Source organism: Vibrio sp. 10N.222.52.C12 (assembly GCF_041474215.1).
Classification (GTDB): Bacteria; Pseudomonadota; Gammaproteobacteria; order Enterobacterales; family Vibrionaceae; genus Vibrio; species Vibrio crassostreae_C.
Genome location: NZ_JBFRTR010000093.1, coordinates 1 through 22,836, shown reverse-complemented (window position 1 = coordinate 22,836; position 22,836 = coordinate 1). Strand labels below are relative to the sequence as shown.

The 22,836-nt window shown below is 44.9% G+C and carries 20 protein-coding genes; 10 read left to right on the top strand and 10 right to left on the bottom strand.

Features of this window, described 5'->3' with window-relative positions:
- Positions 1-63 precede the first annotated feature (63 nt).
- The gene (locus AB4623_RS16865; RefSeq protein WP_372146910.1) at positions 64-1,278 is read right to left on the bottom strand and encodes a putative manganese transporter; all 1,215 of its coding nucleotides are present in this window, start codon (positions 1,276-1,278) and stop codon (positions 64-66) included.
- Positions 1,279-1,480: 202 nt separating this feature from the next.
- Between AB4623_RS16865 and AB4623_RS16860 the strand changes: the two genes are divergently transcribed.
- Together AB4623_RS16860 and AB4623_RS16855 are read left to right on the top strand one after the other, a co-directional pair.
- The gene (locus tag AB4623_RS16860; protein WP_017065328.1) at positions 1,481-2,386 is read left to right on the top strand and encodes a manganese-dependent inorganic pyrophosphatase; all 906 of its coding nucleotides are present in this window, start codon (positions 1,481-1,483) and stop codon (positions 2,384-2,386) included.
- Positions 2,387-2,535: 149 nt separating this feature from the next.
- Entirely contained in the window at positions 2,536-2,925 is a 390-nt protein-coding gene (locus tag AB4623_RS16855; RefSeq protein ID WP_004734596.1) for a DUF2750 domain-containing protein, read from the top strand.
- Between the two features lie 98 nt (positions 2,926-3,023).
- Here the strand turns inward: AB4623_RS16855 and AB4623_RS16850 are convergent, their stop codons facing one another.
- From AB4623_RS16850 to pspF, 7 genes are all read right to left on the bottom strand, one after another.
- Positions 3,024-3,803 carry a DUF2927 domain-containing protein gene (locus tag AB4623_RS16850; protein WP_372116907.1) on the bottom strand — a complete coding sequence of 260 codons (780 nt, stop codon included), beginning with the start codon at positions 3,801-3,803 and terminating at the stop codon, positions 3,024-3,026.
- A 36-nt stretch (positions 3,804-3,839) separates the two neighbouring features.
- Positions 3,840-4,622, bottom strand: coding sequence for an ATP-binding cassette domain-containing protein (locus AB4623_RS16845; protein WP_017065939.1), 783 nt, complete (start codon positions 4,620-4,622; stop codon positions 3,840-3,842).
- Complete coding sequence (locus AB4623_RS16840; protein ID WP_017060305.1) at positions 4,619-5,620, bottom strand: oligopeptide/dipeptide ABC transporter ATP-binding protein; 1,002 nt, start codon at positions 5,618-5,620, stop codon at positions 4,619-4,621. Before AB4623_RS16840 ends, AB4623_RS16845 begins: the two co-directional genes overlap by 4 nt.
- Positions 5,620-6,507, bottom strand: coding sequence for a putrescine export ABC transporter permease SapC (gene sapC, locus AB4623_RS16835; protein WP_017065331.1), 888 nt, complete (start codon positions 6,505-6,507; stop codon positions 5,620-5,622). Before sapC ends, AB4623_RS16840 begins: the two co-directional genes overlap by 1 nt.
- On the bottom strand, positions 6,494-7,456 hold the full coding sequence (locus AB4623_RS16830) for an ABC transporter permease subunit (protein WP_017060307.1): 963 nt from the start codon (positions 7,454-7,456) through the stop codon (positions 6,494-6,496). The genes sapC and AB4623_RS16830 overlap by 14 nt, the downstream gene beginning before the upstream one ends.
- A complete protein-coding gene (sapA, locus tag AB4623_RS16825) occupies positions 7,456-9,078 on the bottom strand; it encodes an ABC transporter substrate-binding protein SapA (protein ID WP_372146908.1) in 1,623 nt (540 codons plus the stop codon). Before sapA ends, AB4623_RS16830 begins: the two co-directional genes overlap by 1 nt.
- A gap of 102 nt (positions 9,079-9,180) precedes the next feature.
- Positions 9,181-10,203, bottom strand: coding sequence for a phage shock protein operon transcriptional activator (gene pspF / locus AB4623_RS16820; protein WP_065583878.1), 1,023 nt, complete (start codon positions 10,201-10,203; stop codon positions 9,181-9,183).
- Positions 10,204-10,519: 316 nt separating this feature from the next.
- Between pspF and pspA the strand changes: the two genes are divergently transcribed.
- The 7 genes from pspA to AB4623_RS16785 all read left to right on the top strand — a co-directional run bounded on the left by pspA (position 10,520) and on the right by AB4623_RS16785 (position 17,844).
- The gene (pspA, locus tag AB4623_RS16815; protein WP_004734604.1) at positions 10,520-11,191 is read left to right on the top strand and encodes a phage shock protein PspA; all 672 of its coding nucleotides are present in this window, start codon (positions 10,520-10,522) and stop codon (positions 11,189-11,191) included.
- A gap of 15 nt (positions 11,192-11,206) precedes the next feature.
- Positions 11,207-11,440, top strand: coding sequence for an envelope stress response membrane protein PspB (gene pspB / locus AB4623_RS16810; protein ID WP_004734605.1), 234 nt, complete (start codon positions 11,207-11,209; stop codon positions 11,438-11,440).
- Positions 11,433-11,819 (top strand): envelope stress response membrane protein PspC, encoded by a 387-nt coding sequence (gene pspC / locus AB4623_RS16805; protein WP_029222097.1) that lies wholly within the window; start codon positions 11,433-11,435, stop codon positions 11,817-11,819. Before pspB ends, pspC begins: the two co-directional genes overlap by 8 nt.
- 157 nt (positions 11,820-11,976) lie before the next feature.
- A complete protein-coding gene (locus AB4623_RS16800; RefSeq protein WP_102429172.1) occupies positions 11,977-13,011 on the top strand; it encodes an efflux RND transporter periplasmic adaptor subunit in 1,035 nt (344 codons plus the stop codon).
- Position 13,012: 1 nt separating this feature from the next.
- Positions 13,013-14,098, top strand: a complete 1,086-nt coding sequence (locus tag AB4623_RS16795) for an efflux RND transporter periplasmic adaptor subunit (RefSeq protein WP_029222096.1) — start codon at positions 13,013-13,015, stop codon at positions 14,096-14,098.
- Positions 14,091-17,201, top strand: coding sequence for an efflux RND transporter permease subunit (locus AB4623_RS16790; RefSeq protein WP_017060313.1), 3,111 nt, complete (start codon positions 14,091-14,093; stop codon positions 17,199-17,201). Before AB4623_RS16795 ends, AB4623_RS16790 begins: the two co-directional genes overlap by 8 nt.
- Before the next feature lie 76 nt (positions 17,202-17,277).
- Positions 17,278-17,844, top strand: coding sequence for a DNA-3-methyladenine glycosylase I (locus AB4623_RS16785; RefSeq protein ID WP_017065337.1), 567 nt, complete (start codon positions 17,278-17,280; stop codon positions 17,842-17,844).
- A 244-nt stretch (positions 17,845-18,088) separates the two neighbouring features.
- On the opposite strand, the gene AB4623_RS16780 is transcribed toward AB4623_RS16785, so the two are convergent.
- Both AB4623_RS16780 and cls read right to left on the bottom strand, forming a co-directional pair.
- Positions 18,089-19,273: a cystathionine beta-lyase gene (locus AB4623_RS16780; protein ID WP_372146906.1), complete on the bottom strand. Its 1,185-nt coding sequence runs from the start codon at positions 19,271-19,273 to the stop codon at positions 18,089-18,091.
- A gap of 182 nt (positions 19,274-19,455) precedes the next feature.
- Positions 19,456-20,910, bottom strand: coding sequence for a cardiolipin synthase (cls, locus tag AB4623_RS16775; RefSeq protein WP_372146904.1), 1,455 nt, complete (start codon positions 20,908-20,910; stop codon positions 19,456-19,458).
- Positions 20,911-21,276: 366 nt separating this feature from the next.
- Here cls and AB4623_RS16770 point away from each other — a divergent pair, with 366 nt between their 5' ends.
- Positions 21,277-22,710: a sodium-dependent transporter gene (locus tag AB4623_RS16770; protein WP_050546918.1), complete on the top strand. Its 1,434-nt coding sequence runs from the start codon at positions 21,277-21,279 to the stop codon at positions 22,708-22,710.
- The last annotated feature ends 126 nt before the right edge of the window (positions 22,711-22,836 follow it).

The following is a 22,836-nucleotide window of genomic DNA, read 5'->3' as shown; positions in this document are numbered from 1 at the left end:
AAACAAAAAGGCCGATACAAAGTACCGACCTTACAGAAGCCTATGTAGTTAACTCTGATCAAGTTAGATCTCAAACATAAACCAATAGCCATAAGCACAGATTAAAGCGGGCACACTTGAATACAAGGTTGCGACCAGTGCTGCTTTCGGTGCCATCGCAATCGCAGGGAATAGCGCATCTCCATCATTTGAAATTGCATTACCTACCTGAGCAGAAAGTGGAAGCGCACCTGAAAGGTAAAGGCTAGTCACCAATAATTGTGGTCCACAGCCCGGTAGCAAGCCCATCAGGACCCCTGCCAGGGGGAGCATAATGCCCCAGCTTGAGAATAGCGTCGCAAAATCCACATTTGCTAGCACAGAGCCAAATTCGAAGAAGAGAAAGGCAACCACAACCCACGCTGTGACAAAGTTGGTGTCTTGAGCGGTTTTTTGCAGTGGATGAGAGCCTAAACATTTCTCATCTTCACTTACTGCTGATTTGTAATCTTCAATTTCGCGAGTGAGACCCCATAGAAACATTGAGCTAATCAGTAAAATTGTTCCCGTCCATTCCATCGACATTTCAGGCAACGCGAGCAACTCATTCACATCCACTTGAAAAGAGCCAAGTAGGGCAACCGCAGCACCTGGAATAATGAGTACAGACCATAGATAGCCTTGTAGGTTGATCGCTTTTTTCGATACTGCTTCTTTGTCTTGAGATTGAGAAGCACAGCTGCTCACCGCTTCATTTTTCTCTGCTTTTTTTGGGCGTAAGAAGTCGTCTGCGTGAAACAAGTTAATGATTCGACCTGACGCAGTTCCGACAATCACGCCCATCGCCATCATGGCTAAACCAGTCTTGGGCTCGCTTGCAATGAGCAGGAAGGCCGCATCACCCATGGTTGAGACGAGCACAGCAACAACTGCGCCGAATCCGAGTTTGCCCGAGATAAATTGTGTGGTAACCACGATCGCACCGCCACAGCCGGGTAGCGCCCCCATAAGTGCAGCGAATACAACTTGGTTTGAACGGGATTGATGGACGAGCTTGTTGAAGACGTTATCTTTGTTGATATACAGGCTTAACCCGTGGTAAATCGCTAAGGTCAAAGCAACATAACAAGACACTGCCCAAAAGGCGTCTGACAAAGTAGTCACCGTCAGCTCTCGTGTAGCTGGGGCTGCAACCAAAGCTGCAAGTGAGACAGGCAAAAGCAGGCGCTTAAAGGACAGTGAAAACTGAGTTGTTTTCGCAGCACTACTGCTTGGCAAAAAAGAGATTAGTCGATCCATAGGTGTTACTCAAAATTTAGTGGCTTAAGATAAATATATACGAATGATAATAACTATCAATTGCATTCGTTGTTTTTTTATCTATTGTTACTATTGGCTAAACCCACGAAACATGACCAATCTAAAAAAATGAGGTAAAGTATGGCTAATAAAGAGAGGCTCTAAAGGTAGAGTCATAATTGTTAGTGTAATAGGAAGAAACATGATTTTAGTTGTTGGTCACAAAAACCCTGATAGTGACAGTATTTGTAGTGCGTTAGTTGCAACTGAGCTTCTTAAGGCTCGTGGCGAGGAAGCGACACCAATTCGCCAAGGCGAGATCAACCGCGAAACTCAACACATTCTAGAAGTCGCTGGTGCTGAAAAGCCAGAGCTTCGTACTTCTGTTGCTGGTGAGAAAATCTGGCTAGTAGACTACTCAGATCTAGCACAAGCACCAGATGATGTTGCTGATGCAGAGATCGTAGGTATTGTTGATCACCACCGTCTAGGCGACGTGATGACAGTAAACCCAATGGAAGCTTGGATCTGGCCTGTTGGTTGTACAAACACTGTACTTTTCAACATGTTCAAGATTGAAGGTCACGCAATCTCTCAACAAATCGCTAAACTAATGATGTCTGCAATTCTTTCAGACACAGTTGGTTTCGCTTCTCCAACATGTACTCAAAAAGACAAAGACGCGGTTGCTGAGCTTGCTGAAATTGCTGGCGTAACTGACGTTGATGCATTCATCAAAGCGCTTCTAATCGCAAAAACAAACATCGAAGGCCTATCTGCTGCACAGCTAGTAGAAAAAGACCTTAAAGGCTACCCATTCAACGGTCGTGATGTTGTTGTTGGTCAAGTTGAACTTGCGACTCTTGAGCAAGTAGACGGCATGATCGAAGCGCTAGAAGCTGATCTTGAAGAGCGTTGTGAGAAAGACGGTCTAGCGTTCGCTGCGGTAATGCTAACAGATATCACTACTGCTCAAACTCGTCTTCTATACAAAGGTGAGTGGGCTGAGAAATTGGTTAAGCACGAGAAAGGCGGCGTATTAATGATGGAAAATACACTAAGCCGTAAGAAGCAAGGCTGGCCTTGGCTACAAGGTGAGCTTGTTTAATCAAGTCGCTTAATATTAAACGCCTGCTTATTTAGCAGGCGTTTTTCTTTGAAGTAGACTTTCTTCTTCATCGATAATGTTTGAAGTTAACAACACTCGGCATAAAATAGCTTTAAGAGCAAAGTTACTGACTAAAGTAGGAAATTAAGATGACTACACAGCTAGACGATAAAAAAATCGCTGAAATCAACAAGTATACGGGCGAGCAACGCCTGAAATACTGTGTGAAAGAAATCGTAGCAAACCGTGAAGTATGGATCTTAACCGATGAACACGGTTGTGTAATGCTGAACACAGAAGATGAAGATTGTGTTCCAGTATGGCCAAACCAAGAGTTCGCAGAATCATGGGCAACGGGTGATTGGTCTGAGTGTAAAGCTGAGTCTATTTCGTTGAACAAATGGCACAGTCGCTGGACGAACGGTCTAGAAGACGACGAACTTGCTGTTGTAGTATTCCCGAACGAGCAAGAAGAAGGCGTTATCTTGTTCCCGGATGAGTTCGACTTCGAATTGAAAAAGCAGGCAGCTAAGCGCTAGTTCTTTCGTAATACAGTAACATCGTAAGTCAGCGTTGCCTTTCTTAGGCAGCGCTATCATTCAATTATCCCATCTAAGTTACTTCCAACGTATATTCGTCAATACCCAATCAACTGATACAAAGGCGCTTGCTGTGCGGCTTTAGAAGCTTGCTGAAGCACACCTGTTTTGCTGTATCTCTTGAGTATCTTTCGAACGATAGGTTTTACTTCAGATTTTGTCATTCCAGCTTTCAATTCTGGTTCATACAGCAATTGCAGTAGCACTACGTCTAACGGCGATAATAAGTCTTCTGGCGTGTGGTCGTTGAAAATAGAAGGGTAGGCTTTATCTGAATCATTCGGCAGGCCTAGAACTTGTGCGATCTCTTCCACGATACAGGCGACCAGCTTACCTCGCGATCTTGCCTGATCAACCGGGATTACAATCCCAGCGTATACAATCTCGCCTTTAGAATTGGTTCTATAGCCCGCCGTGCAGATGGCGCTATTTAAATGTTGAGTTGATTTGAGCTTGAGCACCGATTTCGCCTCAGATACCCACTGGCTCTGCCTTGTGTATATCCATTTAACGTTCGCTTCGGACTCTTTACTGACGATTGTTATTGGATGTTGGGTGACTTCAGATAAGTGTTTGATATGAAGCTCTGTGATCTCTTGATGCAGTTCCTCATCGCCCACTCGATGATCGATCCAAATCTTGATCGGTTGTTTCCACTTGGCGAGCGGTTTGTTGCCTTGGGAGTATTCGTGTTGAAGCGCGACGTTATAAAAGGCAGTTTCGACGAAGCTTCTATCTAGCCATGTGAGCGGTGTGCTTGTCGCGTCAAAGGACAACAGCACCAACAAGAGGGGAAGCATTGAAGCTGTTCGATACATACTTTTCCCCTCTGCTAAATGTAGCGTGATTCCAGGTTAGTGGTTCGGCGCTTTGGAGAAATGGCTCTCAACCAATCTTTGGGTGATTTGGTGAGTTGGATTGGTTAGCACTTGATCTGTTTCCCCACTCTCAACCACATTGCCTTCATGCATGACAATAATCTTGTCGGTAATGTGCTTAACAATACCGAGGTGTTGAGATACATAAACGAACGATACGCCCATCTCTTCTTGTAACTCTAAGAACAGATTGATGATTTGCGAGCGCATTGCCATGTCCAAACCATTTAAAGCTTCATCAGCAACAATGATGGATGGCTGAAGTATTAAGGCACGAGCCAAACAAACCCTTTGTTTCTGGCCTGCAGCAAGCATCTGAGGGTAGAAATACGCATGTTCCGGTAGAAGGCCTACGCGCAGTAGTGTGTCTTTCATACGACGCATACGAGCTTCTGGAGGCATGTTGGTGTTTCGCTTTAATGGACCTTCAAGAATTCGACCGATCTGAATGCGCGGGTTAAGTGACGTATTCGGATCTTGGAAGATCATTCGAATCAGCTTACAACGAGTCGAGTAGTCTTTGTGCTCTAGCTTTTCGCCATTCACGCGGATCTCGCCTGCGGTTGGCTCCACCATGCCTGCGAGCATTCTGGCTAATGTTGATTTGCCAGAACCATTCTGGCCGATAAAACCAATTGTCTGGCCTGCTTCAAGAGAAAAGCTAACTGGCTTCACCGCCTGATGAATCTTTTTACGGAAAAGACCAGAGCGAGTCGTAAAGTCTTTAGACAAATCACTGACTTCTAATAATGCACTCATGATTTCTTTTTCTTCTCCATATTCAGAGGGAAGTGACAGTTGAACTTATGGTTCTTGATACGTTTCGTATGTGGGATCTCGACACACTGCCTTTGTGCGTATGGGCAGCGAGGCCCTAATCGACAACCAATAGGAAGATGTTGCAGCGGTGGAATTGACCCCGGCAAAGACTGGAGCTTCTCCTTGTGGGGAATCCAGTCGTTAAAGTCTGGCATCGCTTTTAACAAAGCAACGGTGTACGGGTGCTTTGGTGCATCCAACAGCTTCGGTGTATCAGCGGATTCTACCGATTGACCACAGTACATCACGGTAATGCGAGTCGCCCATTGGGTAATGGTGGTTAAGTCATGGCCGATCAACACGATGGTGGTGTTATTGATCTGGTTCATACGACTCAAAAGACGCAATATTTGAGACTGTGTAATTGGGTCTAAATCGTTGGTTGGCTCGTCAGCAATCAAGACTTTTGGCTTGGCAGCGATCGCCATTGCGATCATGACTTTTTGACACTCACCATCTGTCAGCTCATAAGAGTAACTGTCCATTAGGCGAGAGTGGTCTTTGATGCCGACTTTGTGTAGTAATGCGATCGCTTGCTTCTTACGCCACTTAAATCGTTGCCACCAACGACCTTCAAACGAATGGGAAGGGATCGCTTCAACGAGCTGGTTACCTACTTTTTCAGAAGGGTCAAGACACGTTGATGGCTCTTGGAAGATCATTGCGATATCGCGGGCGATCACTCGGCGTCTTTCTTTCGGCGTCAGTTGCAGTAGGTCGATATTACCTAAGCGCATTCGGTCTGCAGAAACCTTCCAGTTTTCTTTACATACTCCGACGATCGCTTTTGCAACCAAACTCTTACCTGAGCCTGATTCACCTACTAAGCCACGAATTTCCCCTTCATTGAGGGTAATACTCATTCGATCTACGGCTTTAACCATCCCTTGAGGGGTCTCAATCTCGATGGTTAGATGTCGAATATCAAGTAACGGCATTATTCGATTCCTGCATTTAGCGCTTGGCGAACACCTTCACCGACGAGGTTAATCACGATAACTGTAAACATAATAGCTAAGCCGGGTAGGGTAACTGTCCATGGCGCAAGGTAAATCAACTCGACCGAATCACCCAAGATGGAGCCCCATTCGGTACTCGGTGCTTGAGCGCCAAGCCCTAGGAAACCTAAAGCCGTGATATCAAGAATTGCGACTGACAGTGCCAGCGTAACTTCAAGAGCGATCACGGTAAGGATGTTCGGAAGGATTGAGTTCCATAGCAGGTAAAAATCGTTCGCACCATCAAGGCGAGAAGCCAGAATATAGTCTTTTTCTACTTCAGCATGCACGGCAATGTACACCGAGCGTATAAAGCGCGGGATCAGTGCCAAGCACAAGGCGAGCAAGATATTAAACTCCCCAAAGCCAAGGAATGCCACGAAGATAATCGCCAGCAGAAGAGATGGAATCGACATAACAGTATCAAGCAGGTGGTTTAGCGTGCTTGATAGTAAACCGCGCGTCATACCAGCAAGTACGCCAATCAGACAACCAATGACGGCTGCGATAAAGGTAATCACCACCGCGGCGCCGAAGGTTAACTGAGAGCCAATTATTAGGCGAGAGAGAATATCTCTGCCTAAGTCATCCGTACCCAAAAAGTATTCTACCGTTCCCGCAGGATCCCAAGAGGGCGGCGTTAATAGGTGACCGGTTTGTTCTTGTGCATCATGCGGGGCTAGCCACGGTGAAGTGACGGTGACCAGAATGATAAGCACCAAACACCACAAGCCAAACATAGCTAGATTATTGCTGCGGAAGCTGCGCCAGAAACGTTCGAACTGGGTTGGAATCTGTTCTTCTTGGTAGACGTTATTTGTTAGCATACCATTCCTTCCTTACCAGTGGATTGATCATCGCGCCCAGTAGATCGGACAGAATATTAGCGGTCAAAACTAAGGTAGCCACCACAATTACACCAGCTTGAATTGAAACGTAATCTTGATTCGATAAGGCATCCAATAACCAGCGGCCAATGCCCGGCCAGTTAAAGATAGACTCGGTAACAATAGCAAGCGTTAACATACTCGATAGCTGAACACCGACCTTAGGAATAATCGGAGGTATCGCGTTTCTTAGCACGTGCTGCGTGATGATCTCTCTAGTGGAAAGACCTTTAATTCGCGCAGCGCGGATGTAGTTTTGCGTCATTACTTCAGCCACTGACGCTCTCATCAATCGGATGACCTGAGTCGTTGGCGCCAGTGCTAAAACAAGACAAGGCAACGCCATGTGCTCGATAACACTTTGTAGTGCGTGCGCACGGTAGCGACCCTCGGCAAAAAAGGCGTCAATCATCGCGAATCCAGTCACGTGTTCAATCTCGTAAAGTAGGTCGTATCGGCCACCAACTGGGAACATTTCAAAGTGCAGTGAAAACACCATGATCATCAGCAACGCGACCCAAAATATAGGCGCAGAGTAACCGGCCATTGAGGTGAACGATATGGTGGTATCAACAAATTTACCTTGTCTCATACCAGCAATGGTGCCGAAAGGGATACCTATGATGAGTGCCAACACAAAGGCAAAGAAGCACAGCTCTAGCGTTGCAGGGAACACCAGGACCAACTCATCGATGATAGGCACACCGTGTTTGCTTAGGCCAAAGTTTAGCGTCGATAATTCAGTGATATAGCTAATCCAACCGGGCCAAAAATCTTGAATTGCCCAAGGTGAGGTTTGGTCTAATCGAAGCAGGGAAAAACCTACCAAGGTCAGAATTCCTAGCGTAATAACGAATAAGTTTACACGTCTTAATGTATACCAAAACATTACTGCACCTCTCTTCTGACTTGATCAAAAGGTTGGGCATTGAAAGGACTTGCTTTAAAGCCTGTTAGCGAACGATCGTGCACGCGAAATTGCACGCCATGAGCTAAAGGAATCACAGGAACTTCTTCATTGAGAATGTTTTGGGCTTGTCTATACAAGTTCACGCGGTGCCTTTGTTGATTGATCTCTAATGCTAAGTCGAGAAGGAAATCAAAGTCTGAATTACACCACATAGAGACGTTTAATCCTGCGCGTTCTGAGCTACAGGAGAGAAGCGGACGCAAGAAGTTGTCTGGGTCGCCCGTATTGCCGATCCAACCTGTGAGCAACAAGTCTGTTGAGGAAATGGATGACAGCTGCGTACGATCAAATCGGTCATCGGTATAGAGCTTAAGTTCGATACCAATATCAGCTAAATTTGCTTGGATTAATTCTGCCGTTTTCCTTGGGCTCGGATTGTAAGCTCTTGGTTCTAAAGGAACCCACATCGATAGCTCTAGCCCAGGTTCTACGCCAGCTTCTTTAAGAAGCGCAACCGCATAGTTTCGGTCGTAGCGAACTTGAACGCTGTCTTTTTGGTGAGCCCAAGAAGTCGGAGGAAGCAAGGTGTAGGCTTTGGTTCCTGTACCGTAATACACAGAATCAAGAATGTTCTGACGATTGATGGCTAAGTTGAGCGCTTTACGAACTCGAGAGTCACGCAGTGCAGGGTGCTCAGTATTCAGCGCGATGAAAGAGACATTAACCGCCGGAGTAGCAGAAATCTTCAACTCTTCATGAGCCTGAATAATAGGGATTTGGCTAGAAATTGGTGAGTTGAGCACGTCACACTCACTACGCAGAAGCTTGGCAAGTGTGCCTGTTCCACGTTGCGAAGTATCGAACACAACTTGGTCCATTTGTACTTCACCCTTCCAGTAGTGCTTGTTCTTTTTCAAGCGCACTAGGTCGTTGATTTGGTATTCATCCAAGTAGAAAGGGCCAGTGCCGACTGGATTGGAATCGATTCGATTTTTCTCATCCGCTGCAATGAGCTGATTGGCATACTCTTTAGAGTGAATGACCGCATAGCTGGTGGCGATGTTATTGAGAAATGAATTGTCTGGGCGACTTAATTGGAATTTCACCGTTAGGTCATCAACTGCGGTGATATCGATAATCAGGTTTTTGAAGTCGATTCCGGCAAACCATGGGTATAGGCCGCCACCCACATAATGAAATGGGTTTGAACTATCAATGACACGTTCAAAGCTAAACACCACATCTTGTGCATTCATGCTACGAGTTGGGGTGAACCAGTCTGTGGTTTGGAACGCAATATTTGGGCGCAGTTTGAACGTGTATTCTGTACCTGATTTATCAACAGACCAACTTGTCGCTAAGTTCTGTTTTGGTCGGTACGTCATCGGATCAAGAGTGAGCAGTGTATCGAAGATTTGAGGACTCAGCGATTCTGCGGTAATGCCACTATCAACCAGCTGTGGGTTGAAGGTACTAGGATTACCTTGGCCGCAATAAATGAAGCCTTTTTCACGGATTTGCTCGTGATTCACACTCTCACCACATCCAGCGAGAAAGCTCAGCGTACAGATGCTCAGTGATAGTCTTATTAGTGCTTTCATAAAAAGAAATACTTTTCGAAACGAGGCGTTAGAGGAGCCTCAAGATCCGGACAATTTAACATTTTATTTATTCGGCTCCAAATAATAATCAAGCGTGGACAGCTATTTATCGTTAGCTTGTCCGACAATCGCGTACTTCCTCACCATTCCACGTAATTGGTTGTAGGTTAATCCAAGTAATTCTGCTGCTTGTTTCTGGTTGTACTTGCTCTGCTTTAGGGCTTGATTGAGCAGCTTGATGTCTTGTTGTTCTTGCCATGCTTTGTAATCAAGCGGCAAAGAAAACAAGCTCTCTGATGAAGTATGGCTGTTGGACGGCGCATTGCCAATTTCATGCGTGGAATCTTGATCTATTTTCCATGCGGGTTTGAATGGGTTAAACACCAAAGATTCAATAGGATATGGGTCTTTACCGTGCTGGTAGACTGCGCGCTCAATAACGTTCTTGAGTTCTCGCACATTCCCCGGCCATGAATAATCCAGCAGCGCCTCAACGGCAGACGGAGCAAAGCCAACAAACAACTCCAATTCTAATTCACGGCACATCTTAATGGCGTAGTATTCTGCCAGCAGCGTGATGTCTTCTTTTCGCTCTCGAAGAGGGGGTATAGTAATCACGTCAAACGCGAGCCTGTCCAATAAGTCGGCTCTGAATTCGCCCCTTAATGCCATGTCTGGCAAGTCAGCGTTGGTCGCACACACCAGTCTGACGTTGGCACTTAAAGCTTTTTGTCCGCCGACACGTTCATACTGCCCGTATTCAATAACGCGCAATAGCTTCTCTTGAACGGCTAGGGGCGTGGTCGCGAGCTCATCAAGAAACAGTGTTCCACCTTCCGCTCTTTCAAATCGACCCTGATGACGACCTTTCGAACCCGTAAAGGACCCCGATTCATGACCAAACAACTCAGAATCAATCAAACCTTCACTGAGGGTTGAGCAGTTCAATGAGATCAAAGGTTGATCCCAACGTCTTGAAAGGTAATGCAGTCTTTGTGCGATCAACTCTTTACCCGTACCACGCTCTCCAATGATCAGAATCGGTCTTTCGATTGGTGCGAGTTGGGACACTTTATCTAAAACGGAGAGAAAACTGGGTGATTCACCAATGAGGTTCTGCTGCATAGCGGGTCCTTGTGTGATTTGAGCGCCGATGGATGTGATTTAGAGGGCTTTATTTAAATCACATCATGTAAATAGCTTAAGTATAAGAGTCGTAGTGGTGAAAAATACCAATACTTGGCTAAATTCATCATAGCATGGTTCGGGTTAATCACCATTTTATTGTAAGTATCTGATAATAAATGGCTTAAAAGTTGGCACGTTACTTGGATTGCTTATGGTAGGTTTAACAACAAACGTAAATTTTTGAGCAAGTGGATTGAGAAATCGAATAACGCTTTAAAGCACATTTGCCATCATTGTAATTAAGGAGTTCCTCATGGGTATTTTTTCTCGCTTTGCAGACATTGTAAATTCGAACATCAGTGCACTTTTAGACAAGGCTGAAGATCCTGAAAAGATGATTCGCCTGATTATCCAAGAAATGGAAGATACGCTGGTTGAGGTTCGCACTAACTCCGCTAAAGCTATCGCAGATAAAAAAGAGTTAGCGCGTAAAGTTGAAGCTATCGAAACTCAGATTCTAGATTGGCAAAATAAAGCGACACTAGCACTAACTAAACAACGTGAAGACTTAGCTAGAGCGGCGCTAATAGAAAAGCAAAAACTTGAAGATATAATCAAAAGCCTTCACACAGAGCAAACCTTGGTTCACGAAACCATCGAAAAGCTGACCAGTGAGATTGGCAAGCTTGAAACCAAAATCGCAGAAACACGTGCGAAGCAGCAAGCATTAATGATTCGTAATAATGCGGCAAGCAATCGTCGTGATGTTCAAAAGCATCTGCATTCAAGCAAAACCCACGAAGCAATGGCGAAGTTTGAGCAATTCTCGCGTAAAGTGGATGAATTAGAAGCTGAAGCAGATGTTTACGCCAAAACAGGTAACGCAAAATCGTTAGACCAAGAATTTGCAGATCTACAAGCTCAAGATGAAATTGAAAAAGAGCTGGCGAAACTGAAGCAACAAGTTGAAAACCGCGATAAATAATTTTAGGAGTTGTCTATGTCAACATTTCTAATTGCAGGCCCACTGATTGTCTTTTTAATCTTCGTGGCACCGCTATGGTTGTTCTTACATTACCGCAGCAAGAAGAAATCCAGTAATGGTCTTTCAGAAACGGATCTTCAGCGTTTGCACAAGCTTTCTGCTCAAGCTGAATCGATGCAAGATCGAGTGAAAACGCTAGAAAAAATACTGGATGCGGAGTCACCTAACTGGAGACGAAACTATGAGTAGAGAACTGTATCGCGATCCTATTAACGGTAAGTTGTCTGGAGTGTGTGCAGGGTTAGCGAACTACTTTGGCCTTGAAGTGTGGTTGGTTCGCATCTTGGTTATCTCGGCGGCACTGCTTGGTGGTAGCTTTTTGGTGTTATTAGCGTATGTAGCTTTGACATTTATGCTTGAAAAACAACCACCTCAGTATGTCGATCAGATGAAGGCCAAACAAGAGCACACGCTCAAGCAAAAACCTTGGGAAAAAGGGCAAACCGCAGAGTCGTTACTGGGCACTTTAGAGGGTGATTTCCAGAAATTAGAGACCAGTGTCCGCAATATGGAAGCTTATGTGACTTCGGATACTTTCAAAGTCGACCGCGCATTTAAGAACATGTAGTGGTAAACCTGAAAAACATTAGATAACGGTTTAGGAAAATTTATTCCAAGCCGTTATTTTTTTTAATAATTTTGTCTAAATAAATCTTACGATAACTGGTAAGTTACATGTAATTAATCTATGTTATAAAAATATTTATAGTTATGGATGATCACTAATGTATAGAGCCTCCGTTGTCCTATTGACAGCCTTAGCTGGGTTGTCTGGGTGTGGTAAGGAGCTTCCTCCCGTACCTGAACCTGATTCTAGACCCGCCAAACTCTTCACTGTCTCCGTCGGTAGTAATGCTTTTGAACGTAGCTTTCCAGCCACCACAGAAGCTGGTGACAGAGCGGTACTCGCATTCCGTGTTCCTGGGTTATTGCAGAGCATCGATGTGACCGCTGGGCAGCACGTGTCTAAAGGCGACGAGCTTGCTAAGTTAAATCCCGATGAATATCAACTACTCGAGAAGCAAGCAAAAGCGAATTTTCAGCTAGCCGATGTTCAATATCAACGTGCGATCAAACTTCGTAAAGATCGTGTGGTATCAGAGCAAGATTTCGACCAAGCGAAAGCGAACCACAATTCAGCTCGCGCGGTGCTTAATCAAGCTAACGCGAATCTTCGCTACACCACTTTGGTTGCGCCGTATGACGGAACCATTTCCATCATTCCTGCTGAAAACCATGAATACATTGCGGCTAAACAAGGCGTGATGAATATTCAAACGAATCAAATCCTCAAAGTCGTATTCTTATTACCCGACCAACTTATCACGCGCTTTTCTTCAGGGTTTGAGACGGATGCAACCATGGTTTTTGATGCTTTCCCTGGTAGCTCCTACGCTTTAGCATTCCAAGAAGTTGATACTGAAGCGGATCCCAAAACCGGGTCGTACAAAGTCACCATGGTAATGGAAAGACCCACCGATGTTGGTATTTTGCCGGGTATGTCAGGCACAGTTCATTTAGTTTCAGCGTTAGCAGCCGCCACAAAAATTCCCACATCAGCAATGATGACTGATGGCGATGATGTCTCTGTGTGGCGCGTGAATAGCGACGGTATTGTTGAAAATGTCGCAATCATCATCGATGAAAAGCGCCATATTGTTTCAGGGTTGAACGATGGTGATCGCATCGTAACTTCTGGTGTTAATGGTCTTGAACCGGGCGTTAAAGTTCGAGAGTGGATCAAGGAAAGGGGGCTATAACATGAAAACACTTAAAGTGGCCGCTGGACTGTCGTGTTTGGCTTTACTTACGGCTTGTGAAGATAAACAAGTTGTAGAAGTGAATAACACGCCCTTGGTTAAAGCTATCGAGATTTCAGTCATCGACTTTAGCGACAAACTCTATTTCCCAGCGGTTGCAAACGCTGCCGAGAAGGCTCATCTCAGCTTTCGAGTCGCTGGTGAAATCAATAAGCTTGATGTGAAAGAAGGTGAGCGTGTTTCACAAGGAGACATCATTGCAGAGCTTGACCCTACCGATTATCAACTGGATGTCGACAATGCTCAGGCGCGTTACACGGTAATTAACAGCCAATACAGACGTTCAAGTCCGCTAGTGAAGAAAGGCTTATTGGCGAAGTCACAGTTTGATGAAATTGCTGCTCAACGCCAGATCGCTTATGCCGAGCTGGAACTCGCAAAACTGCGCTTGTCGTTCACTAAGCTTCGTGCTCCTGTTGATGGGATCATTTCTCGTGTCAGTGTCGATCAATATGAAAATATTCAGGTAGGCCAGCAGGTCGTGAACATTCACAGTGTCGAGGATGTTGAGGTTGTTATCCAACTGCCTGACCAGATTTACGTGAATCAGCCTAGCGAACAGCTGTTATCGAATGTTGAGGCTGTGGTAAGAGTACCCAGTGGCAATGAATACACGGCGGCTATTAAGGAGTTTACCACTGAACCTGACCCAAGCACGGGCACGTTCACGGTGACGCTTGCTCTACCTATGCCGGAAGATGATTTGATTCTGGATGGTATGGCCGTTGAGGTGACGTCAAATGGGCGAGATATCGGCTTGGAGTTAAAAGCTGGGGTACTTATCCCAATCGAAGCTGTGTTTAATGCGGATGGCGATGATTTAACGCGCCAGAACTCTTATGTATGGGTGCTTAATGACGACAGTACCGTCTCAAAACAGCAAGTCGTAATAGGAAAAGCCAATCAGAAAACATTGCAGATCATGAAAGGATTAGAAATGGGGCAGCATGTCGTTGTTGCAGGCGTATCGCGATTGCGAGATGGGATGACAGTGGAAGTATTGTCTCAGGAGACGAACAATGAGTGAAGTAAATAACAAGCCCCAAAATGACGATCAACAGGGTGATGATCAGATCACAGGTGTTGCTTCTTACTTTATACGTAACAAAGTCATTAGCTGGATGCTATCTCTGATCTTTCTTATTGGTGGTGTCTCTGCCTTTTTCGGCTTGGGTCGTTTAGAAGATCCTGCCTTTACCATCAAAGATGCGATGGTTGTGACCTCTTACCCAGGGGCCACACCTCAACAAGTTGAAGAAGAAGTTACTTACCCACTAGAAAAAGCGATTCAACAACTTACCTATGTGGACGAAGTGAACTCTATCTCTAGCCGCGGCCTATCACAGGTAACGGTGACGATGAAGAACAACTACGGCCCAGATGATCTTCCGCAAATATGGGATGAACTTCGCCGAAAAGTGAATGATCTCAAGGTTGAACTGCCACCCGGCGTCAATGATCCTCAAGTCATCGATGATTTCGGTGACGTTTACGGTATTTTGCTGGCGGTGACGGGGGATGGCTATAGCTACAAAGAGCTGCTGGATTACATTGATTACCTAAGGCGAGAGCTAGAGTTGGTTGATGGGGTCAGTAAAGTCTCCGTTTCCGGCCAACAACAAGAGCAAGTGTTCATTGAGATATCGATGAAACGGATAAGCTCTCTGGGTCTGTCTCCAAGCACGGTATTTAACCTTTTATCGACTCAAAATATTGTATCAAGTGCAGGAGCGGTAAGGATTGGTGATGAATATATTCGAATCCATCCAACGGGTGAGTTCCAAAACGTTGAACAGCTTGGAGATTTGATTCTTACGGAAGGTGGCGCTCAAGGGCTTATCTATCTAAAAGATGTGGCGAATGTAACCCGTGGTTACGTTGAGGTACCGAGTAACATCATTGGTTATAACGGCGAACTCGCGCTTAACCTGGGTGTCTCTTTTGCGCAAGGCGTGAACGTGGTCGCAGTGGGTGAAGACTTTGATCGAAGACTCGCCGAGCTTAAATATCAACAACCCGTCGGTATCGACATCTCCGAGGTTTATAACCAACCTAAAGAGGTGAACAAGTCGGTAAGCGGATTTGTGGTGAGTTTAGGGCAGGCGGTTGCGATCGTAATCGTGGTGTTACTGTTCTTCATGGGACTAAGATCGGGCCTATTGATTGGTTTGATACTGCTATTGACCGTATTCGGTACATTCATTTTCATGCAGTACTTCAAGATCGACCTACAACGTATTTCACTGGGCGCGTTGGTTATCGCCTTGGGGATGCTGGTGGATAATGCCATTGTGGTGGTGGAAGGGATATTGATCGGCACGCAGAAGGGGCGAACCCGGATGCAGGCCGCCACCGATATCGTAACCCAAACCAAATGGCCGCTGCTTGGTGCGACGGTTATTGCGGTGACTGCGTTTGCTCCAATTGGTTTATCTGAAGACTCAACAGGCGAATACTGTGGCACCTTGTTCACGGTGCTACTGATCTCCTTGATGCTGAGTTGGTTTACTGCCATCTCGCTCACGCCGTTCTTTGCCGACATGTTCTTTAAAGGTCAGAAGGTCGATCCAGATAACGAAGGTAAGGACCCATACAACGGGATGGTTTTTGTTATCTACAAAAACTTCCTTGAGTTCTGTATGAAGCGTGCTTGGTTAACCATGTTTGTTCTGATTATTGGTTTAGGCGCGAGTGTGTACGGTTTTGGTTTCGTTAAGCAAGCCTTCTTCCCGTCTTCAACCACACCTATGTTCCAAGTGGATGTGTGGATGCCAGAAGGTACCGATATTCGAGCGACCAATACCAAGCTTAAAGTGCTTGAGAGTTGGCTAGCTGAGCAGGACGAAGTTGAACATATCACGACAACCGCGGGTAAAGGCCTGCAACGTTTCATGCTGACTTATGCGCCAGAGAAAAGTTATAGCGCTTACGGTGAGATAACGGTTCGTGTGAAAAGTTATGAAGTACTTGAAGGGCTAATGAAACGCTTCCGTGAACATGTAAATGGTCAGTTCCCAGAGATTGACTACAAGCTTAAACAGATCGAATTAGGTCCTGGTGGCGGTGCGAAAATTGAAGCGCGAATTGTGGGTTCTGATCCAACGGTTTTACGTTCAATCGCTGCACAAGTGATGGACATCATGCGTGCTGATGAAGGCGCATTTAACGTTCGTCACGATTGGCGTGAAAGAACTAAGGTATTAGAGCCTCAGTTCAATGAAAGCCAAGCGCGTCGTTATGGTATTACTAAATCTGACGTTGATGATTTCCTAGCAATGTCTTTCTCTGGTAAGTCGATTGGTGTGTATCGTGATGGTACAACGTTAATGCCGATTGTGGCTCGTTTGCCTGAAGACGAGCGTGTCGATATTCGTAACATCGAAGGCATGAAGATCTGGAGCCCAGCATTAAGTGAGTACATCCCACTTCAACAAGTAACGTTAGGTTACGAGCTAGAATGGGAAGATCCACTGATCATCCGTAAGAACCGTAAGCGTATGCTAACGGTAATGGCGGATCCTGATCTATTGGGTGAAGAGACGGCCTCAACTCTACAGAAACGCTTACAACCACAGATTGAAGCGATTGAGATGCCTCCGGGTTACTCATTGGAATGGGGGGGTGAATATGAGTCGTCAGCAGATGCACAGGCGTCACTGTTCACAACCATGCCTCTGGGTTACTTGTTCATGTTCTTAATCACTGTGTTCTTGTTTAACTCGGTGAAAGAGCCTCTGATCGTTTGGTTAACGGTTCCATTGGCGTTGATAGGGGTGACGACAGGCTTGCTAGCCTTGAATACACCATTCGGCTTTATGGCGCTGTTGGGCTTCTTGAGTCTATCTGGGATGCTTCTGAAGAACGGTATCGTACTACTTGATCAAATTGAGATTGAGATGAAATCTGGTAAAGATCCGTATGTAGCGGTTGTTGATGCGGCTCTGAGTCGTGTTCGCCCGGTATGTATGGCGGCGATTACCACCATTCTAGGTATGATCCCTCTACTACCGGATATCTTCTTCAAACCAATGGCAGTAACCATCATGTTTGGTTTAGGCTTTGCGACTGTACTCACGCTAATCGTAGTGCCTGTGCTGTATCGTTTGTTCCATAAAATTGAAGTGGCTTAACGTCAACTGACCTTTGAAATAATGCCCCTAATTGGGGCATTATTTTTATGTACGATTACTAAAAGAGACCATCGAAATGGAAGCTAATACAGTGGATAGAACGTGTGCATGGGCGCTTAAACATGAGCTTGAAAGGGAGTACCACGATGCAGAGTGGGGCGTGCCTGTTTATGATGACCAAGTTCTGTTTGAGTTCATTACTTTAGAAGGTGCTCAAGCAGGTCTGAGTTGGATTACGATCCTTAAAAAGCGTGAAGGCTATCGTGCCGCGTTCGATAATTACGATCTAAACAAGCTAGCTGAGCTGAATGAAGACAACGTGCCGCACATCATTGAAAACTTCGATGTGGTTAAACACAGGGGTAAGATTGCTTCGGTATACAACAATGCACGAGCAACGCTTGAATTACAGAAAGAGTTCGGCTCTCTTTCTAATGCCTTATGGCAATTTGTTGATAATGAAGTGATCGTGAATCAATGGACTGAGATGTCTCAAGTTCCCGCTTCTACCGAGCAATCTAAAGCGATGAGTAAGTTTTTGAAGAAGAGAGGCTTTAAGTTTGTAGGAGAAACAATCTGTTACGCATTTATGCAAGCAACAGGTATGGTCAATGATCATTTAGTCGGTTGCCCACACAAATAAAGTGTTATTTATTTCAGCGGAACAATCACTTAGAAATTGAAAAATTCATAGCCATTTTTTCATCGCTCTGAGATCTTTAAGTGGATGTGCTTTAAGGTTCAATATTGGCTTTGAAAGCTTCTGGACTATGAGCGGTTTGTATTATGAGCTGAAGTATCTGAATATGAGTATTTTGAGTTATGCTTTAAACAGAAAAAGGCAGGAATATCCTGCCTTTTTTGCATATTAGACCTATCGTCTCAGATTAAATCAGAGCGCTATAACGTTCTAATCCCGCCTCTAGATCAGCAATCAGGTCATCAACATCTTCTAACCCAATATGAACACGTATCAAGGTACCTTCGAAATTAGGATTGGCAACAGTTCTCAAGCTGTCAAAACTGCTTGGTTCGTTAGCTAGAATCAAACTTTCAAATCCACCCCAAGAGTAACCCATACTAAAATGTGTCATTCCATCAAGTAACGCTGTCGTCGCTTTGATATTAGAGTTGTTTAGTACAAAAGAGAACAAGCCATTACCGCCAGTAAAATCTCGTTTGAAGAATTCATGGCCTGGGCAAGACTCAAGAGCAGGGTGACGAACGTGGTTAACTTCAAGACGAGTCTCTAACCATTTTGCGACCTTCAAGCTGCTTTCTGCGTGTTGGCGTAGACGCACATCAAGAGTACGAATGCCGCGAAGCCCTAAATAAGCATCATCAGGTGAGACACATTGCCCCATTAAGTAACTTTGCTCTCTTAGTTGATCCCAGCATTTCTCATTGGCGACTGCCGTACCTAGCATCACATCAGAGTGACCCACGATGTATTTGGTCGCTGCTTGAATCGAGATATCAACACCAAAATCAAACGGTGAGAAGTTCACGCCAGCCGCCCAAGTATTGTCTAGCATAACGATGATGTCATGTTCATGAGCGATACGCGCTAGTGTTGGAATATCCTGCACTTCCATGGTGACAGAGCCTGGAGACTCAGTAAACAGCACCTTAGTGTTTGGCTTGATAAGGTCTTGGATACCTTCACCAATCGTTGGCTCGTAGTAAGTTGTCTCTACCCCCATCTTTTTCATGATGGTGTCACAGAAATCACGAGTAGGTTCGTAGCAGGTGTCAACCATTAAAATATGATCACCTGTTTCTACAAAAGAGAGAATGGCATTCGAAATTGCCGCTGTACCACACGGGTACAGTGCACAACCCGCGCCGCCTTCTACTTCAACCATCGCATCTTGGAAGGCAAAATGAGTGTTGGTTCCACGACGTCCGTAAAAAAGGGTCTTGTTAGCGCGGTTAATCGTAGCTTTACGCTTCTCTTCTACTGAGTTAAATACGACAGTTGAAGCGCGTTGTACTGGTGGGTTAACAACACCATTGGTCCACTTCTTATCACGACCGGCAGTGATAAGTTTAGTGGTTTTGTTCTCGGACATGCTGTGAATTCCTTATCAATCGGTTATGTCCTATTTAAAACATGCCAAGAGTGTTCAAAGCAAGAGCGGAGCGGGGATTTTTGCGCTTTTCTTACGATTTTTAACCTTTCACTCAGTTAACAGTGAAAGGTTAAAAATGATCGATGGGGAAACAACGAGCCATAATCGACTCATTGCTGGAATTATAGGAGTGGGTTGAACAAGTAGAACAGCCTCTCAAAGAAGCGATTACTAAGGTTTCTTTGCTCCCACTGTTCTAACTCTACAGAGTGGGATGAAGCGATATAAGATTTCTGCAGCTCAGACAGTTTTTGCGTGAAATGCACATCATCCACAGCCAGAGTCACTTCAAAGTTGAGCCACAAACTGCGCATGTCGATATTGACGGTTCCGATCAAGCAAAACTCTTCATCGATCACTACCGATTTGGTATGAAGAAGGCCACCGTAAAATTCATAGATCTTTACGCCAGCTTCAAGCAACTCGGTATAAAACGCACGAGAAGCCCATTTAACCATTAGTGAATCGTTATTGTGTGGAATGATCAGTTCTACAGTTACGCCGCGTTGAGCTGTCATCTTAAGTGTTTCGAGTAAGTCAGCACTTGGCACAAAATAAGGTGTAGTAATACGTACAGAATGATTCGCTTGATTGATGGCGATGGTCAGTACTTGTAAGATCAAATATTCCGGCATGCCAGGGCCAGACGGCACTACTTGAACCGGATGTTGTGTCATGATTTCTTCAACTGGGCATTCAGGTATATCAGGGAGAATGCGTTCACCAGTCTCAACTTCCCAATCCCAGCCGTGAATAGCGGATAACACATTAACGGTTGGCCCAGTCACTCTGACCATTACATCAATCCATTGACCAACGCCTGAGTTTTGTTTGAAGTGAGCCGGGTCAACCATGTTCATTGAACCCGTATAGGCGATAGTCTCGTCAATCACAATGATTTTGCGGTGTTGTCTTAAATCTAGGCGACGTAAGAAAATACGCCATGGGCTCACTTCTAGTGCTTGTACGACTTGAACGCCTGCGTCCTTCATCATTGACTGCCAGTGGCTTTTGAAAAAGCGAGGGCTACCGGCTGAATCGAGCAAAACTTTAACATCTACGCCACGTTTTGCAGCGCGAATCAGCGCAGAGGCAACCGAATCGGTCAGGCCACCTGGATGCCAAATATAGAAAACCATCTTGATACTGGTTTGTGCATTTTCTATATCTTCGATAATTGCGTGTAGGATCTCGTTTGGTGAAGATTGCAGCGATAGAGTGTTTCCACTGAGTGCAGGGATGCCCATTCGATTGTTACAAAGCTCGTCAATCTTATGGATAGGGGAGCCGACTTTCCCTGGTTGGTGAAGTTGGCAATCATTCAATTGACGGAACCAGTCGCCGAAAGGGGTAAACATACGATGAGCGCGTTCAGCCCTTTTTCTGCCTAGGTTTAGCTCACCAAAAAGGAAGTAACAAGCTACACCAACAATCGGGATAATGTAGATAACCATTAGCCAAGCAAGAGAAACGCTGACAGAGCGTCGTTTTAGTACAACACGAAACGTCACACCGGCTACGAGAACCCAGTACAAAACAACAGAGGCCAAAGTTAAAAAATGATAAAGCTTATCCACATTGAATACTCGAAAAAAGAGACACTTAGATAGTAATGCTATTTAACGGATATGGGAATTTAAGGAATCAACTATTTACAAAATAGAGCAAAAGATGTAAATAGGTTAAAGTTGTTAATTTTTGGTCAACTTAAGAAGAAAACGATTGTTTTGTATGAAAAGTCGGCATTTAACCATAAAAATTTACATCTTTAACGAAATTTGTACGGTATGCTCTTCCAATTTTATTCTTAAACTGGTTTACTTGCTAGACAACGAGCGTCAATCAAATCTTTTAGGTGTGTAAATTTATTTATACACCTTCCTTTTAAAGACGCCACCCAAAGCAAAACACAACATCACATAACACAAAAGTTTGGAGTACACGTGGCTACTAGTAATACAACCACAACACCCCGCGATACCTGGGGTTCGAAGTTAGGATTCGTAATGGCTGCAGCAGGTTCTGCTGTTGGCTTAGGTAACATTTGGAAATTCCCATACACAGCAGGCGAAAGTGGCGGTGGTGCATTCGTTGCCATTTACCTGTTTTTTGTAATTTTTATTGGTTTCAGTGTCATGCTGACTGAATTTGCGATTGGCCGTCATACGCAAAAATCAGCAGTAGGTGCATTTAAAACAACTGACCGTCGTTGGACGTTCGCTGGCGTTATCGGCGTATTCAGTGGTCTACTTATCATGGGTTTCTACCCAGTAGTAGGCGGTTGGTCAATCGCATACATCGGTAAAATTGCAGGTGGTCTTCTAGACGCACCAGAAGCAATTGGTGATAGCTTTGGTGGCTTTATCTCAAACCCAGTTCAACCACTAATGTGGATGGGCTTATACCTACTACTTAACGTTGTTATCGTTATGAAAGGTATCTCTGGTGGTATTGAGAAAGCAGGTAAGATCCTGATGCCGCTTCTTTTCATTATCCTTATTGTAGTATCAATCAAAGGCATTATGCTTCCGGGCGCGATGGCTGGTCTTGAGTTCCTATTCAGTCCTGACTTCTCTAAAGTAGACAGCAATGTAATCCTAGCCGCTCTAGGTCAAGCATTCTTCTCTCTAAGTCTTGGTATGGGTTGTATGATGACATACGGTTCTTACCTTAAGAAGAAAGAGAACCTAGTTCAGACAACAGCAATGGTAACCGCAATGGATACTGGTGTTGCTATTCTAGCTGGTGTTGCAATGTTCCCTGCAATGTTCGCGTTCGGTATGGAACCTGCAGCGGGCCCTGGTTTAGTATTCGTTGTTGTTCCTCAGCTATTCGCTGAAATGGGCGGCGTAGTTGGTCTTCTATTTGCTCTTATGTTCTTCGTTGGTTTGAGTGTTGCGGCACTAACATCTTCAGTATCTCTACTTGAAGTTGTGGTTTCTTACCTAATCGATGAGAAAGGCATGAAGCGTGTAACAGCGGTACTGTCTGCAAGTGTTGTAATGGCGATTCTATGTATCTTCGCTTCTCTATCACTTGGCGGCTTCGGTCCAACACTGTTTGATACTGGCGCGTTCGACATTTTCGACCTACTAACGGATAAGATTTTCCTAGCGGTTGGCGGTATGTTGGTATGTATCTTCGCTGGTTGGAGACTAAACCGTGCTGACCTAGAGAAAGAAATCACTAACGATGGTGAAGTATCTTTCCCACTATTCGGTCTATGGTACACGCTAGTTAAGTACATCATCCCAGTAGCTATCGCAATCGTTGCATTCATGGGTATCTCTTCTGGCTTCGACAGCGGTAAAGGTGCAATCATGCTACTAGGTATTGGTATTATTGCTGGCTCTGCGCTTATCTCTAAGAAGCTATAGTTTTAAGAAGCTACAATCGCGAGCTAAAGTAAGTTAAGAAACGGGAGCCAATGGCTCCCGTTTTTTTATTCAAATACTTAATTCTTATCAAAAAATAAAACATTACATTCACTAAAGTTATCCGTC